This is a genomic window from Flavobacterium sp. (genome assembly GCF_031537875.1).
GTDB lineage: Bacteria > Bacteroidota > Bacteroidia > Flavobacteriales > Flavobacteriaceae > Flavobacterium.
The window spans coordinates 61278-77683 of record NZ_JAVKNB010000016.1; the positions used below are offsets into that span (position 1 = coordinate 61278).

Consider the following 16406-nt stretch of genomic DNA (forward strand, 5'->3'; position numbering starts at 1 on the left):
AATAGAATGTGTTATTTGATTTTTATTTAGTTAGGAATAGATACCCTTCTTTTTTATTGGTTTGAATGACATTGTTGTTATCAAAAGAAGTATACGTCAATATATAGAAATAGGTTCCAGCAGGTAAACCTGAAGATTGACTTACTGTTGAACGTCCGTCTGAAATACCATCAAAGGCATTGGTGGTATTGTTATAACCTTTAGTTGAATATACTAATACTCCCCAACGATTGTATATCTCTACAGTATTGTCTGGATAACAGTTGGTGTCGTTGATATTATCTATTACAAATTTTTCATTGATTCCATCTCCGTTTGGAGAGAAAGCATTGTGAATAACGATGGTTCCACAAGGTAATACAATACCGCCGCAACCTGTTGTTACAGATATTGTGATTCGAATAGTTCTAGGACAATTAGTATCGTTTATCATATATTCAAATAGATAATCGCCAACGCTAAGACTAGCTGCATTAAAGGTATTGCCAACTAATTTTCCGGTATTTGAGACATCCGTCCAAGTTCCGTTAGTAGGAGTTCCAACAGGAAATAAAGAAGTTAAATCAATACTTGTAGTTTCACCATCATTACAAATAGTTCCCGAAAGGGATGTTAGGCTATTCGTAATAGTTACATTAATGGTTTGAACAAATTCTGATGCATTTCCACAGCTATCTGAAACAATCCATTTTCTATTGATTACATACGAATCAGCAGTTAAATTACTAATTGTTTCTGAAAAAGAAGCGGGTAAAACTGTTGAACAGGCGTCTACAAAAACTAATTCTGGTTTGGCAGGAATTGCATCGCAGTTACCAGTAATAGTAGTACTAAATTCAGTTGTAGTGGTAGGTCCTGTTGTATCTTCAATAGTAATTGTTTGAGATGCGGTAGAACTATTGCCACAAGTATCTGTAGCTGTCCAAGTTCTCGTAATAGAATACGATCCAGCGCAATTTCCTTCTGTTTTTACATCGTTAAAAGTTAAACTAAAATCTGACCCACATTCATCGGTTGCGGTGGCAAATGCAAATACGGGTGTGTTAGGACAACTTATTGTTGTCGGTTCAGGTAAACTTGAAAATACAGGACCAGCAGTATCTTGGACAGTAATTGTTTGGGATGCTGTAGTACTATTTCCACAGCTATCTGCAGCGGTCCAAGTTCTCGTAATGGAATACGAACCTGCACAATTTCCTTCAGTTTTTACATCTTTGAAAGTTAAACTGAAATTTAAACCACATTCGTCAGTAGCTGTTGCTTGAGCAAAAATGGGTGTATTTGGACAACTTATCGTTGAAGGTTCAGGTAATTGGGCAATTGTAGGAGCTGTGGTATCAACCACATTGATAGTTTGTGATACGGTTGAAATATTATTACATGCATCTCTAAAAGTCCAAGTACGTTTTATTGTGTATGTAGCATCACAATCTCCTAATTCAATAGTATTAATGCCTTCTACAGTTATGTTACCAGAGCAATTATCATTTGCTGTAAGCGAAATCATTTCAGGAATTTCGGCAGCACATCCAACGGTTATACTTGCTGGACTATCAGGTACTGTAGGAGGTGTATTATCTTGAACACTAAATGTTCCTGATGTAGAAGTTGAATTTCCACATGCATCGGTTGCAGTGAACACAACAGTTACGGCAGCAGAACAATCATTTGCAATTGAGTTAAAGTTATTGGTCCAAATGATTTCAGAACAATTATCAGAAGCAATTGCCCCACCATTAGTGGCTAACCAATTAGTAATAGCATTTTGATTACCCTGACCATCGCATTCTACAACTATATCAGTTGCTTTAGTTATCATTTTTGGACTTTCTGAATCTTGTATAGTAATGACTTGAGTAAAAGTTTCAGAATTATTTCCGCAGTCGTCAGTTACAGTCCATGTATTGGTGTAGGTTCCAGAATTGGCACAAGTAGATGAAGCTACAAATTCGCCTGCTGTTTTTTTGATATTGTTTAGAGTTGTATCACAATTATCAGAAGCAATTGGAAATGAGTTTTGAGCATTCGCTAAAGCTTGTGCATCATTGCATTCGATAGTTGTATTCAAACTTCCAACTTGAGTAATCCAAATAGGAGCTATTGTGTCTTGAACTATAATTTCCTGCACAAAATCAGCACTTGTGTTTCCACAACCATCAGTGAAGTTCCACGTTCTCACTCTCGAATACCCATTGGTACAATCAGTTGTGGGAGTAGTAATATCACTCACAAGATGCATCGTTGGCGTAGCCGAACAATTATCGGTTGCTGTTGGGATTTCTGCTAAAGCGGATTCTATTCCACTAGCATTATTACATTGCAGTGTATGATTCAAAGTTCCCGAAGTTGTAGTCACAACAGGCGCAATGTTATCAATTACGGTAATGGTTTGTACATAATCAGCACTTGTATTGCCACAATCATCGGTAAAATTCCAGGTTCTTACTCTCGAATAGCCATTAGCACAATCGGTAGTAGGAGTAGTAACATCGCTTACAAGATGGATTGTTGGTGTAGCCGAACAATTATCAGTTGCTGTTGGCACTTCCATCAAAGCATCTGCAATTCCACTAGCATTATTACATTGCAGTGTATGATTCAAAGTTCCCGAAGTTGTAGTCACAACAGGCGCAATATCATCAATTATGGTAATGGTTTGAACAAAATTGGCACTTGTATTACCACAACCATCGGTAAAATTCCAGATTCTCACTCTCGAATACCCATTAGCACAATTAGTTGTGGGAGTAGTAACATCACTTACAAGGTGGATTGTAGGCGTAGCCGAACAATTATCAGTTGCTGTTGGCACTTCCATTAAAGCGGAAGCAATTCCACTAGCATTATCACATTGCAGTGTATGATTCAAAGTTCCAGATATTGTTGACACAACAGGCGCAATGTTATCAATTACGGTAATGGTTTGTACATAATTGGCACTTGTATTGCCACAACTATCAGTGAAGTTCCACGTTCTCACTCTCGAATAGCCATTGGCACAATCGGTAGTTGGAGTAGTAACATCACTCACAAGATGCATTGTTGGCGTAGCCGAACAATTGTCGGTTGCTGTTGGGATTTCTGCTAAAGCGGATTCTATTCCGCTAGTGTTATTACATTGCAGTGTATGATTCAAAGTTCCCGAAGTTGTAGTTACAACAGGCGCAACGTCATCAATTACGGTAATAGTTTGCACAAAATTAGCACTTGTATTTCCACAATCATCGGTGAAATTCCACGTTCTCGCTCTTGAATATCCATTGGCACAATCGGTAGTTGGAGTAGTGACATCACTCACAAGGTGCATTGTTGGCGTAGCCGAACAATTATCAGTTGCTGTTGGCACTTCCATTAAAGCGGAAGCAATTCCACTAGCATTATTACATTGAAGTGTATGATTCAAAGTTCCTGATGTTGTACTTACAATAGGAGCTACATCATCAATCACGGTAATGGTTTGCACAAAATTGGCACTAGTATTTCCACAACCATCATTGAAGTTCCAGGTTCTTACTCTCGAATATCCATTAGCACAATCGGTAGTAGGAGTAGTAACATCACTCACAAGGTGCATTGTTGGTGTAGTCGAACAATTATCGGTTGCTGTTGGAATTTCCATTAAAGCAGAAGCAATTCCACTAGCATTATCACATTGCAGTGTATGATTCAAAGTTCCCGAAGTTGTTGTCACAACAGGCGCAATGTCATCAATTACGGTAATGGTTTGAACAAAATCAGCACTTGTATTGCCGCAACCATCAGTGAAGTTCCACGTTCTCACTCTCGAATAGCCATTGGCACAATCAGTTGTGGGAATGGTAACATCACTCACAAGATGCATTGTTGTTGTAGCCGAACAATTATCGGTTGCTGTTGGCACTTCCATCAAAGCGGATTCTATTCCGCTAGCGTCGTCGCATTGTAATGTATGATTCAAAGTTCCCGAAGTTGTAGTCACAACAGGCGCAATATTATCAATTACGGTAATGGTTTGTACATAATTGGCACTTGTATTGCCACAACTATCAGTTACTGTCCACGTATTGGTATAGGTTCCAGTAGTAGCACAAGTAGATGAAGCTACAAATTCGCCTGCTACTTTTACAATATTACTTAGGTTTTTGTCGCAATTATCTGAAGCAATAGGAAATAAGTTTTGAGCATTCCCCAAGGCTTTTTCATCGCTACATTCAATAGAGGTATTCAAGCTTCCAACTTCAGTAATCCAAGTAGGCGCTGTTGTGTCAACTATTTTAATAATTTGATTGAATGTAACTGTATTTGAACATGCATCACTAACGGACCATTTTCTAACAATTACGGTATTGCTTCCACATAAGTTGGTACTAGGAGTTAAGCAAATACTTTTAAATTCAATTCGTCCTTCTTCAGTTCCGTCTTTTCTGGCAAAAACGAACCAGTTACCATTTAAATCCCCAGTGAATTCTTCAAAACTAGATATTAATGAACTCAAACCTGTAATAGTATTAGTTGTAGATAGCACTCCATTTGGGGTAAAATTTTGAATACTATTGGTTACAATTGGATTGCTATTGTCCCATTTTGGATAGTTGGAACTATTAGGATAAAAAACGGGTAAATAAAGTTCTTTTTCACTTGAGGTTAGGTTGTCACAATCCCCACCTTTACAATAAGGGGCTACTAAAACAATCCCTTGTCCATTTGGAGCTACTAAAACAAATTCAGCTCGACCTTTTCCTTGATTGGTTTCAAAAGCTAATGCTACTTTTTTAATGTTATTAGCCGTGATTGAATCAAAACCAGAAACGGTGAAAGGAAAATAATTTCCATTTCCCGAATTTACAGAAGCGGAATTGAAATTGCCAAAGCAATCCGAATCTTCATAAGAGGTAATAGGATTAGGATCACAATTGTCTTTAATATTTGTTACGACTCCTGTTGATGTAGTACTAATATCAGCATAGCAATTTGAATCGCTAGTAAGAGTGATATCAACTGGGGCAATAAATGTAGGTGCTGTAGTATCTTTTACAGTTATTATTTGTGTGTGAGAGTTTTGGTTTCCACAACTATCTGTCGCGGTCCAAGTTCTATTTATTGTATAAGATCCAGGACAAGACCCAGGTAATTCTGATTCTGAGAATACTACTATTGCTTCACTACAATTATCTATTGCTGTTAAAGTTACAGGTATAGGAATTGTGTTGCATTCTACGGTAGTATTATTTGGAACGGTCTCTACAAATGTTGGAGCTATTGTATCTTGAACTATAATTTCCTGCACAAAATTAGCACTTGTGTTTCCACAACCATCAGTGAAGTTCCACGTTCTCACTCTCGAATATCCATTAGCACAATCAGTTGTGGGAGTAGTAACATCACTCACAAGGTGCATTGTTGGTGTAGCCGAACAATTATCAGTTGCTGTTGGTACTTCCATCAAAGCAGAAGCAATCCCACTTGTATTATTACATTGCAGTGTATGATTCAAAGTTCCAGATATTGTTGACACAATAGGAGCAACATCATCAATTACGGTAATGGTTTGCACAAAATTGGTACTTGTATTGCCACAACCATCGGTAAAATTCCAAGTTCTTACTCTCGAATAGCCATTAGCACAATCGGTAGTGGGAGTGGTAACATCACTAACAAGATGCATTGTTGGCGTAGCCGAACAATTATCATTTGCTGTTGGCACTTCCATTAAAGCGGATTCTATTCCACTAGCATTATTACATTGCAGTGTATGATTTAAAGCACCGCTAATTGTAGTTACAACAGGCGCAACATCATCAATTACGGTAATGGTTTGCACAAAATTAGCACTTGTGTTGCCACAACCATCAGTGAAGTTCCACGTTCTCACTCTCGAATACCCATTGGCACAATCGGTAGTAGGAGTAGTAACATCGCTTACAAGATGAATCGTTGGCGTAGCCGAACAATTATCAGTTGCTGTTGGTACTTCCATTAAAGCAGAAGCAATTCCACTAGCATTATTACATTGTAATGTATGGTTCAAAGTTCCAGATATTGTTGACACAACAGGCGCAATGTCGTCAATCACGTTAATGGTTTGCATAAAATTGGCACTTGTATTTCCACAATCATCGGTGAAATTCCAAGTTCTCACTCTTGAATAGCCATTAGCACAATCGGTAGTAGGAGTGGTAACATCACTCACAAGATGCATTGTTGGCGTAGCCGAACAATTATCATTTGCTGTTGGCACTTCCATTAAAGCGGATTCTATTCCACTAGCATTATTACATTGTAATGTATGGTTCAAAGTTCCAGAGATTGTTGACACAACAGGCACAACGTCATCAATTACGGTAATGGTTTGAACAAAATTGTCACTTGTATTACCACAACCATCAGTGAAGTTCCATGTTCTCACTCTTGAATATCCATTAGCACAATCAGTTGTAGGAGTAGTAACATCGCTTACAAGATGGATTGTTGGTGTAGCCGAACAATTATCAGTTGCTGTTGGCACTTCCATCAAAGCGGATTCTATTCCACTAGCATTATTACATTGCAGTGTATGATTCAAACTTCCCGAAGTTGTAGTTACAACAGGCGCAACATCATCAATTACGGTAATGGTTTGCACAAAATTGGCACTCGTATTGCCACAACCATCAGTGAAGTTCCATGTTCTTACTCTCGAATAGCCATTAGCACAATTGGCATCGGGTGTTGTTACGTCACTCACTAAATGCATGGTTGGAGTAGTTGAACAATTGTCGGTTGCTGTTGGCACTTCCATTAAAGCAGAAGCAATTCCACTAGCGTTATTACATTGTAATGTATGATTCAAAGTTCCCGAAGTTGTTGTCACAACAGGCGCAACGTCATCAATCACGGTAATAGTTTGTACAAAATTGGCACTTGTATTACCACAATCATCAGTGAAGTTCCAAGTTCTTACTCTTGAATATCCATTAGCACAATCGGTAGTAGGAGTAGTAACATCACTCACAAGATGGATTGTTGGTGTAGCCGAACAATTGTCGGTTGCTGTTGGCACTTCCTCTAAAGCAGCTGTAATTCCACTAGTATTATTACATTGCAGTGTATGATTCAAAGTACCTGATGTTGTTGTTATTATAGGTGAAGTAGTATTATTTACAGCAACGGTTTTTGTACATTCTGAAGTACATCCATTAGTATCAGTAGTATTTAAGGTTAAAGTAAATGATGCATTACAATTCTGTCCAGCAGTAACACTTACAGTCTGAGAAGTAGTGCTGCCACTTAGGGTTCCATTGCCGGAAATACTCCATGAATAGCTGGAGCTAACAGGAGCAGCATAATTATTAGCTATTGTAGAAGGACATAATGGTCCATTAGATCCTGTAATTGAACAACTTGGAGATGGAGTTGTAGTAATAGTAACATCGTCATAAACAATACAGTGAGTCCCAATACCATTAGAAGGATGGGTTTCTACAGTAAGTCGGAGTGTAGCAGAACTTCCATTGATTGTTACATAAGAATCCAGAGTGGTTGGACTGGCAATTGTAACACTTCCACTTAGTACAGACCAGGTTGTAGAGACAACTGCATAATTTGAACTTGGCACTGCAACCCCTTGTAGTTTGTAATTTCCTCCTGAACAAATGGTATCATCATCGCCAGCGTCTGCACTTCCTAAAGTAAGATTGGTAACGGCCAGTGGCTCAAAAAAATCTTTAATTGATGCTGATGGAGCTGTTGAGGTTTTTGATTTTACAAAAATTGTTTTTATTTTGAGATTGGCACACGGATCAATAGCTCCTAATACTTCGGTTAAGTTAACCACTGATTCTATAAAAGTATTTTGAGGATAACTATTGGTTCCAAAAGCAGAATAAGGAACTGGAACAGTAGTCGAATTTCCTGCCGCATAAACCGAATTAAGTGGAAGAGATGAAAAATAGGTTTTATACTGCCAAGTTCCACTAACATTTTCCCAATGCTGAATATCAAAATTAGCTGCGCCATTTTCGAAATAGACAGTTAATAAAAAATCACCTTGTGTTCTTCCTCCTGTTACGCTAGAACCTGTTGAAGCAAAACCTGTAGCTGTTTTAGTTAATTCATCTTGAAGAAATTCAAAATCGATATACGCATTACCACTATTACTCAAACGGTCAGCCGCAAAAACAAACCACACATTGCCATTAGCATCCGTAGTAAAATGGATTAAAGCATTGTTCATGTCGGTTTTATTATTTGCCGTTCCCAATGTCCAAGACATACTGTTAGGATTATCGCTTACTTTGTCACCTCCACCAAAAATATTGTCGGTTGAACTATTGTATTCATCATACAAATGGTAAGTGGTTTTTATGTTTAAAGGAGTTCCTGAATTGGCCAAAACAAAGCCTCCTGATCCAGTACCAAATACCCAATCTCCAATAGCTGAATTAGATGAAAGTGTACCATTAATATTAAATCCTCCGCTTGGAGAACTAACAGGAGCTATTCCTGGTCCAATTTGAGCAGAAAGTACTAGTGAACAATGGAAAAATACGAAGACAAAAAGTCTTCCCAAACGAGTAAATGTTGGTTTCATATTGATTTTATTTTTAAATCGTTAGAAAGAAATAATTGGACTATTGTAGAATTGATTTCTTTAAAATTAGTTACCTATTATATATAGTTAAATATTTAACTATTTGATATAGTGATATTTATATCTAAGTTACTTTGTGAGAATATAAAAAACAGTGCAGTCCTTATAAAAGACTAAAAAACTCGTTAAACAGTTCGTTTTGATTATTTTGGTGATTGTTTTCTTTCTTTTTAGGTAGCAAAAAAGATGTTGAATAATAAAAAGCATTAAAATCAATATTCGTTTGTATTTCTTTTGTAAATTGTATTTTATAAGAGCAAATCATTTTCTAAAGCATCAACCCCTAATCCCCCCATACGATATGAAAAATTTGATTTTAATTAGACACGCAAAATCGAGTTGGGAAACTCCAATTCAAGATATTGACAGACCCTTACTTCAAAGAGGAATTATGGATGCTCATTTAGTTTCTTCCTCCATTTTAAAGTACATTCCAAAGACATTTTTACTCTGGAGTAGTGTGGCTAAACGAGCTGCAGATACGGCTTTGATTTTTGCTCAGAACATTTCTTTTCCAATTGAAAATATTGTTTATAAAGACGATTTGTACACTTTTGATGAGAATCAATTAGAGAAAGTAATTAAATCGTGTGATAATCTTTATGAAAGTGTTATTCTTTTCGGACATAATGAGGCTATTACAAATTTTGTTAATAAATTTGGAGATAGTTTTATTCCTAATGTTCCTACTTCAGGATTTGTTTCAATACAATTTGGAGTTAATCATTGGGATAAAATAGATAAGGGTAGGACCCAAAAAATTGTTTTTCCAAAAGATTTAAAATAAATAAAGTGCCGCATCATAAATATATAGACAGAGAGAAAAGTTGGTTAGCATTTAATGCCAGAGTACTTCAAGAAGCAGGAGATGAAACAGTACCACTTTTAGACAGAATGCGTTTTTTAGGGATTTTCTCTAATAATTTAGATGAGTTTTTTAGAGTTCGTTTTGCGGCTATTCGAAGGTTGACTTTAACTGGAATTTCTGGAGAAAAGTATTTTAATGGCATTCCAGCCCAACAATTGCTAAATGATATTACCGATATTGTAATCGATCAACAAGCAGAAAGTTTAGACATCCTAAATGATATTGAGGCTAGGCTGGAAAAAGAAAACATTTTTACCATTGATGAAAATGATGTGACTGAAGAGCAAGAAAATTTTCTAAAAGAATTTTTTGTTCAAAAGGTGAGCCCAGAATTAGTCACGATTATTTTGAATGACCTCGATCATTTTCCTGTTTTAAAAGACACTGCGGGCTATTTAGCAGTAAAGTTGGTGACAAAAAATCAAACTCAAGATAATGATGTTGAGGATACAGATGAAAATTCAGAAATAAGATATGCAGTAATTGAGCTTCCAAAAACAATTAACCGATTTGTTGTTTTACCTCCCGAAGGTGAAAAGCAATTCGTGATTATGCTGGACGATGTGATTCGTCTGAATTTGAATAAAATTTTTGATATTTTTGATTACGAAAGTGTTTCGGCTCACATGATAAAAATTACTAGAGATGCCCAATTGGATATTGATAGCGATATGAGTAAGAGTATGCTAGAGAAAATATCTGCGGGTGTCAAAGACCGAAGAATAGGAGAGCCAGTTCGATTTATTTATGATCAAACAATTGAAAAAGATACGCTTAATTTCTTTTTGACCAATATGAAAATTGATGCTACGGATAGTATTATTCCGGGGGGGAAATATCATAACAGAAGAGATTATATGGATTTTCCAAACCTAGGTCGATTTGATTTGTTGTATAAAAATAATCCGCCTTTACCAATTCCAGGCTTGAGTTTGGATGAAAATATCATGAAGAAAATTGCGGTAAAAGATTATTTGGTCAATGCTCCATACCAATCGTATTCCTATGTAATTAAGTTCTTGCGAGAGGCTGCCTTGGATCCAAAAGTTACCACAATTAAAATCACGTTGTACCGATTAGCCAAGAATTCCCAAATTATCAGTTCGTTAATTAATGCTGCTAAAAATGGTAAAAAAGTAACAGTTCAAATTGAATTGCAAGCTCGTTTTGATGAAGCAAGTAACATCTCGTATGCTGAGCAAATGCAAACCGAAGGAATTGAACTGATTTTTGGAATTAAAGGACTGAAAGTACATAGTAAAATTTGTGTTATTGAACGATTAGAGGGTAAGAAAATCAAACGTTATGGAATTATATCTACAGGGAACTTCAATGAGGCAACAGCCAAAGTATATACTGATGTAACACTTTTTACGGCACATCAAAAAATCCTGAAAGACGTATCTAAAATCTTTGATTTCTTCGATACTAATTATAGAGTACATCGTTACAAACACTTAATCGTTTCTCCTCATTATACTAGAGGTCGTTTTCATAAATTGATAGATAGAGAGATTTCGCATGCATTAGCAGGAAGAAAAACCTATATGAAATTGAAAATGAATAGCCTTTCAGATACTGAAATGATTGATAAATTGTATGAAGCAAGCAAAGCGGGAGTTAAAATACAATTAGAAGTTAGAGGAATTTGCTCTTTAATTCCAGGTGTTCCAGGAATGAGTGAGAATATAGAAGCCATTAGTATTGTAGACAATTATTTAGAACATTCTCGAATTTATATTTTTGGGAATGCAAGACAAACCGAAGTGTATATCTCATCGGCTGATATTATGACAAGAAACTTAGATGGTAGAGTCGAGGTTACTTGCCCAATTTTAGACGAAGAAATCAAGCAAGAGTTAATTGATAATTTCGATTTAGGTTGGAAAGGAAATGTAAAGGCGAGATTTCATTCAGAAAAATTAGACAATAAATACAGACAAAGAGGGAATAATCCTGTTTTTAGAGCGCAGTTAGAAACGTATAATTACTATAAGAACAAAGTAGATCAAGAAGAAATAGTCTAATTACAGATTAAACTCCTAAAAATTTATTTACCCACAGAATTAATTTTTGATGTTAAAAATAAAAAAATACGCCGCTATCGATATTGGATCTAATGCCATGCGATTGCTTATTGCAAATATTGTTGAACAAGACGGCAAAGAAACTCAATTTAGTAAAAGCTCTTTAGTTCGTGTACCAATTCGTTTGGGTCAAGACGCCTTTACTGTTGGCGCCATCTCAGAAGAAAACATTGACAGAATGTGCGATGCCATGAAAGCATTCAGTCTATTAATGAAAGTTCATAAAGTAGAGCAATACAAAGCTTTTGCTACTTCAGCCATGCGTGAAGCGTACAATGGGAAAGAAGTGGTTGAAATTATTAAGAAAAAAGCGGGTGTTAAAATAGAAATTATTGATGGTAAACAAGAGGCGGTTATTATTGCGTCGACAGATTTACACCATTTATTAAAAACGGATCAAACGTATCTTTTTGTTGATGTGGGTGGTGGAAGTACTGAATTCACTTTGTTTTCTAATGGAAAAATGATTGCTTCCCGATCTTTCAAAGCGGGAACAGTTCGTTTGTTGAATGATATGGTTCACGAGGTGGTTTGGGAAGAAATTGAAAAATGGATTCGCACCAATACTGAAGAATACGATGAAGTCACATTAATTGGATCTGGAGGAAATATCAATAAGTTGTTCAAGATGTCTGGAAAACTTCAAGAAAAGCCGTTGTCTTATATTTATATAAATTCTCAATATGCATTTTTGAATTCGTTAACTTATGAACAACGTATTTCTGAATTAGGATTGAATTCGGATCGTGCCGACGTAATTCTTCCTGCAACTAGAATTTACTTGAATGCAATGAAATGGAGTGGAGCGAGAAATATTTATGTTCCAAAGATTGGTTTAGCAGATGGAATTGTTAAAGCGATGTACTACGGTAAAATTTAAAAAAATAGTAAGTAATACCCGTTGAGTGTAATTAGTTTTTGATGATAATTTTTACGTCAGTTCGAGTAATTTTCGACAGAAAATTGTATCGAGAACAAGTGAAATTTCATTAAAAACGATTCTCGATACATTTTTTGTTTCATTTCATTACACAAAAAACACTCGAATAGACGTTTTTAATAATAATATGCAAAGAATTAAGTAATATCCAATCCGAATGTTGTTTTTAATAGTTCAATATTCGGATTGATTTGATGCAAACGATTGTAACGATCTTGATCATTAAAACTGCGTTTGCTTTCAAAACTTTCATTGACAATGACTTCAATCGTAATGTCATGATTGTGCAAATGACCTTTTAAATAGCCTAATAATCCTAATTTTTCGCTTTCAAAATCTAATTTAGAACCCTCATTGGGTAATTCAATGGTAATATGTGTACCATTCAAAACAGGGTCGTTAATTAACAATAACGATTCCATAATTTTGTACCCTTTATCTCCCAAACGCTGTGCATACTTATTCCACTGCAATAACATTTCAGTCTCTGTAAAAGGCTCTGTTGGTAAATGAAGAATATCTTTTACAATAGTTTTAGAATTTTCCTCTAATGCTTTTTTCGCACGAATACTTGATAAAGACAGCGCAGAAACTTTAGGCTCTGATTCGTTTGGAATCATTGGTTTAGGAATTTCAAGAACAGTCTCAGTCACTGGTTTAGAGACTTCGACGATTTCTAAAGGAAGTTCTTCTTTAATTTCTGGCGAGGGAATAGTAATAGTTTCTTCTGCTACTTTCAGAGTTTCGGTACTTTTAACTACCTCAACTATTGAATAGCCTGAATTTTTAAAATAAGTAGGAGGAATTATAAATTGTTCAACTTTTTTTTTTCTCCATCGAAAGTGATGGAGGCCAATTGCATTAAGCAAAGTTCAACAAGCAGTCGTTGATTTTGACTGACTTTGTATTTCAAATCACAATCATTGGCAATTTCAATTCCTTTCAACAAGAAATTCGCATCACATTTTTGTGCTTGGATTCTGTATAATTGTTGTGCTTGTTCTCCCACTTCTAATAAAGATAAAGTAGCAGGGTTTTTAGAAACCAATACATCTCTGAAGTGCGAAGCCAATCCAGAAACAAAATGATGGGCATCAAATCCTTTGGCTAATATTTCATTAAAAGCCACTAATAATTCTGGAATTTTGTTTTCCAAAATTAATTCAGTCACATTGATATACGTTTCGTAATCTAAAACATTCAAATTTTCTGTAACAGCCTGACGAGTCAAATTAGTACCACAAAAAGAAACTACTCGGTCAAAAATAGACAAAGCATCACGCATAGCACCGTCTGCTTTTTGAGCAATGATATGTAAAGCGTCATCTTCAAACTGAACACCTTGACTAGTGGCTACATCTGCTAAATGCTCTTTAGCATCTTTAACGGTAATTCTTTTAAAATCAAATATTTGGCAACGAGACAAAATGGTAGGTATGATTTTGTGTTTTTCGGTGGTAGCCAAAATGAAAATAGCATGTTTAGGCGGTTCTTCTAACGTTTTCAAGAAAGCATTAAAAGCAGCTGAAGACAGCATGTGTACCTCATCAATGATATATACTTTATATTGTCCTGTTTGTGGTGGTATACGTACTTGGTCTATCAAGTTTCGGATATCATCTACCGAGTTGTTAGAAGCAGCATCCAATTCAAAAACATTGAAAGCAAAATCTTCGTTCGGGTCGTCATAACCAGGTTGATTGATTTTTCGTGCCAAAATTCTAGCACAAGTAGTTTTACCCACTCCACGAGGCCCTGTGAATAAAAGGGCAGAAGCTAAGTGGTTATTTTCAATGGCGTTTAGCAAAGTATTCGTAATGGCTTTCTGCCCCACAACATCTTTAAATGTTTGCGGACGGTATTTTCTAGCCGATACTATAAATTGTTCCATTGAAAACGTATTAGGAAGCAAATATAGGATTTGAAATTTCAAAAAGCAATAGCTCTAGCTTCAAAAGAGGAGGACTTATCCCCAATTTACTAACAAAATGAAGCCGCGGTTTTTAATATTAATTAGTGGACTTCTAAATCAATTATGAATTACCATAAATTATGTCGTAAATTTGCACCGCAGACCGCCTTATCGCCGTCCTGATTTATTAGGAGGGAGGAAAGTCCGGACACCACAGAGAAGCATAGCGGGTAACGCCCGTCTCCCGATAGCTATCGGGAAGGACAAGTGCAACAGAAAGTATGTACAGGTAATGCTGTAGTGAAACCAGGTAAACTCTATGCGGTGAAATATCAAGTATATCAGCATTTAAGGGCTTCTCGTCCGTTGTTGAAGGGTAGATAGCTTGAGTCTTACAGTAATGTAAGATCTAGATAAATGATAAGGCTCCGTTTATCGGAGACAGAATCCGGCTTATAGGTCTGCTTTTTTTTATAATTTGTAAAGAAAACTATTCTTCTTACTCTTCAGAAGTAGCCATCTCAAAAAAACTAAAAAATGAACCTCCGTAACTTTTCTGAAAAGAAAAATTCGGCAAATGTTCCATTTTAGTATACTTAGAATGTTCAATGATCAACATACCTTCTTCTTCAAGAAGTTCTCTTTCAAAAACTAAAGTAGCAACCTTTTCGAAGGTTTTTTGGTCTAGACCATAAGGCGGGTCAGCAAAAATGATATCATAAGTCGTTTTATTCTTTTCTAAGAAAGCAAAAACATCACTTTTAGTTGCTGCAATATTGAAATCATATTCGGCTGCAATTTGTTTGATGAATTTTACACAGCCAAAATCGCCATCCACAGAAGTAATAGGTGAACTCCCTCTGGAAGCAAATTCAAAGCTGATATTTCCTGTCCCCGAGAATAAGTCCAACACTTTCAATCCCTCAAAACTAAAATGATTATTCAAGACATTGAACAAAGCTTCTTTACTCATGTCGGTGGTTGGGCGTACAGGAAGGTTTTTGGGAGGGAATATGCGTCGGCCTTTGTATTTACCTGAAATAATTCTCATGAATTAAAAAGTATAAAATGGGTTCTGTTATCCGCTTCTGAAAAATTATTTTTGGCTTGTAAATCGCTTACATCCAATAACGATACATTGCGAATGTATTTGTAGGCTAATTGGTAATACTCACTTTCAGCATCAATTTTTCCAATCAATTCTAAAGGGAACTCTTCTGGATTTAAACCCAGTTGTTCTGCTGTAAACAAAATGTAATACAAGAAATCTTCGGGAGTGGTGTAGTCAAAAGAGTTGAATAATAATAATTTTTGGTTTTGGACTACAATAATTTCAAAATGTCCGGAATTAATATGAACGAATACTTTTTTCTCTGGATTGTTTTTAGAGCCAATTAATAATTTGGATACTAAAATAGTATTGGCATGTTTGTAATCGAAAGTACCAAATTGATCAATAAAAAAATTATTGATGTTCACATACGGAATGTAAACAGTGTTCATCTGGCAATTGGCAATTTCGTCAAAAGCAAAAAAATCAGTTTCAAAAACTTTGGTATTGTATTGTAAATAGCTTCCTAAAAAGTTTTCATCAAACAAAGGTTCTGGTACAAACGTAGAAAGATTGTTGTTGTGAATGACCAAAATTTCATCATACGAATCCTTTAATTCAGGGAAATCACTAAATGCATCTGCAAACAAATCTTCGGTTTTAGTAGCTTTATGAAACGTATCAAAACGAACTTCGTTAAAAGAAGTAATCGTGTTGTTGAGTGTGTCGAAACAACAAAAAGAAAGACCGTTCAAGGCAACCTGAATGGATAGTTTTTTATATTTCTTTTCGGTGATGTTTGTGTTCATAGCATTTAGTTCAACAATGCAAACATACGAATAACAATAGCAAAAATCAAGTTCAATGACAATGGCATAAATGAATCTCAAAACTTCTGTTCAAAAAGGAATTACAATTTGAAATTGAATTTTGAACTTGC

General features: G+C 35.7%; 8 protein-coding genes and 1 other RNA gene. 4 read left to right on the forward strand and 5 right to left on the reverse strand.

The genetic code is table 11. The features are described from left to right. Positions 1-22: 22 nt before the first annotated feature. Positions 23-8548, reverse strand: a complete 8526-nt coding sequence (locus RMR09_RS10440) for a gliding motility-associated C-terminal domain-containing protein (RefSeq protein ID WP_310595743.1) — start codon at positions 8546-8548, stop codon at positions 23-25. A gap of 361 nt (positions 8549-8909) precedes the next feature. On the opposite strand from RMR09_RS10440, the gene RMR09_RS10445 reads away from it, so the two are divergent. From RMR09_RS10445 to RMR09_RS10455, 3 genes are read left to right on the forward strand one after another with little or no spacing between them, the layout of a single operon-like run. Continuing rightward, positions 8910-9395 (forward strand): histidine phosphatase family protein, encoded by a 486-nt coding sequence (locus RMR09_RS10445; RefSeq protein WP_310595744.1) that lies wholly within the window; start codon positions 8910-8912, stop codon positions 9393-9395. A gap of 5 nt (positions 9396-9400) precedes the next feature. Beyond that, positions 9401-11503 (forward strand): polyphosphate kinase 1, encoded by a 2103-nt coding sequence (gene ppk1, locus RMR09_RS10450; RefSeq protein WP_310595745.1) that lies wholly within the window; start codon positions 9401-9403, stop codon positions 11501-11503. Between the two features lie 49 nt (positions 11504-11552). Next, on the forward strand, positions 11553-12443 hold the full coding sequence (locus RMR09_RS10455) for an exopolyphosphatase (protein WP_310595746.1): 891 nt from the start codon (positions 11553-11555) through the stop codon (positions 12441-12443). 197 nt (positions 12444-12640) lie between these two features. Here the strand turns inward: RMR09_RS10455 and RMR09_RS10460 are convergent, their stop codons facing one another. Next, positions 12641-13372, reverse strand: coding sequence for a DNA polymerase III subunit gamma/tau (locus RMR09_RS10460; protein WP_310595747.1), 732 nt, complete (start codon positions 13370-13372; stop codon positions 12641-12643). Beyond that, a complete protein-coding gene (gene dnaX / locus RMR09_RS10465) occupies positions 13309-14394 on the reverse strand; it encodes a DNA polymerase III subunit gamma/tau (protein ID WP_310595748.1) in 1086 nt (361 codons plus the stop codon). Before dnaX ends, RMR09_RS10460 begins: the two co-directional genes overlap by 64 nt. Positions 14395-14570: 176 nt before the next feature. Here dnaX and rnpB point away from each other — a divergent pair. Then, an RNA gene (rnpB, locus tag RMR09_RS10470) (RNase P RNA component class A) lies at positions 14571-14887 on the forward strand. 27 nt (positions 14888-14914) lie between these two features. On the opposite strand, the gene RMR09_RS10475 is transcribed toward rnpB, so the two are convergent. Continuing rightward, positions 14915-15466 (reverse strand): RsmD family RNA methyltransferase, encoded by a 552-nt coding sequence (locus RMR09_RS10475; protein ID WP_310595749.1) that lies wholly within the window; start codon positions 15464-15466, stop codon positions 14915-14917. Next, positions 15463-16275, reverse strand: a complete 813-nt coding sequence (locus RMR09_RS10480) for a DUF3822 family protein (protein WP_310595750.1) — start codon at positions 16273-16275, stop codon at positions 15463-15465. The genes RMR09_RS10475 and RMR09_RS10480 overlap by 4 nt, the downstream gene beginning before the upstream one ends. Between the last annotated feature and the right edge of the window lie 131 nt (positions 16276-16406).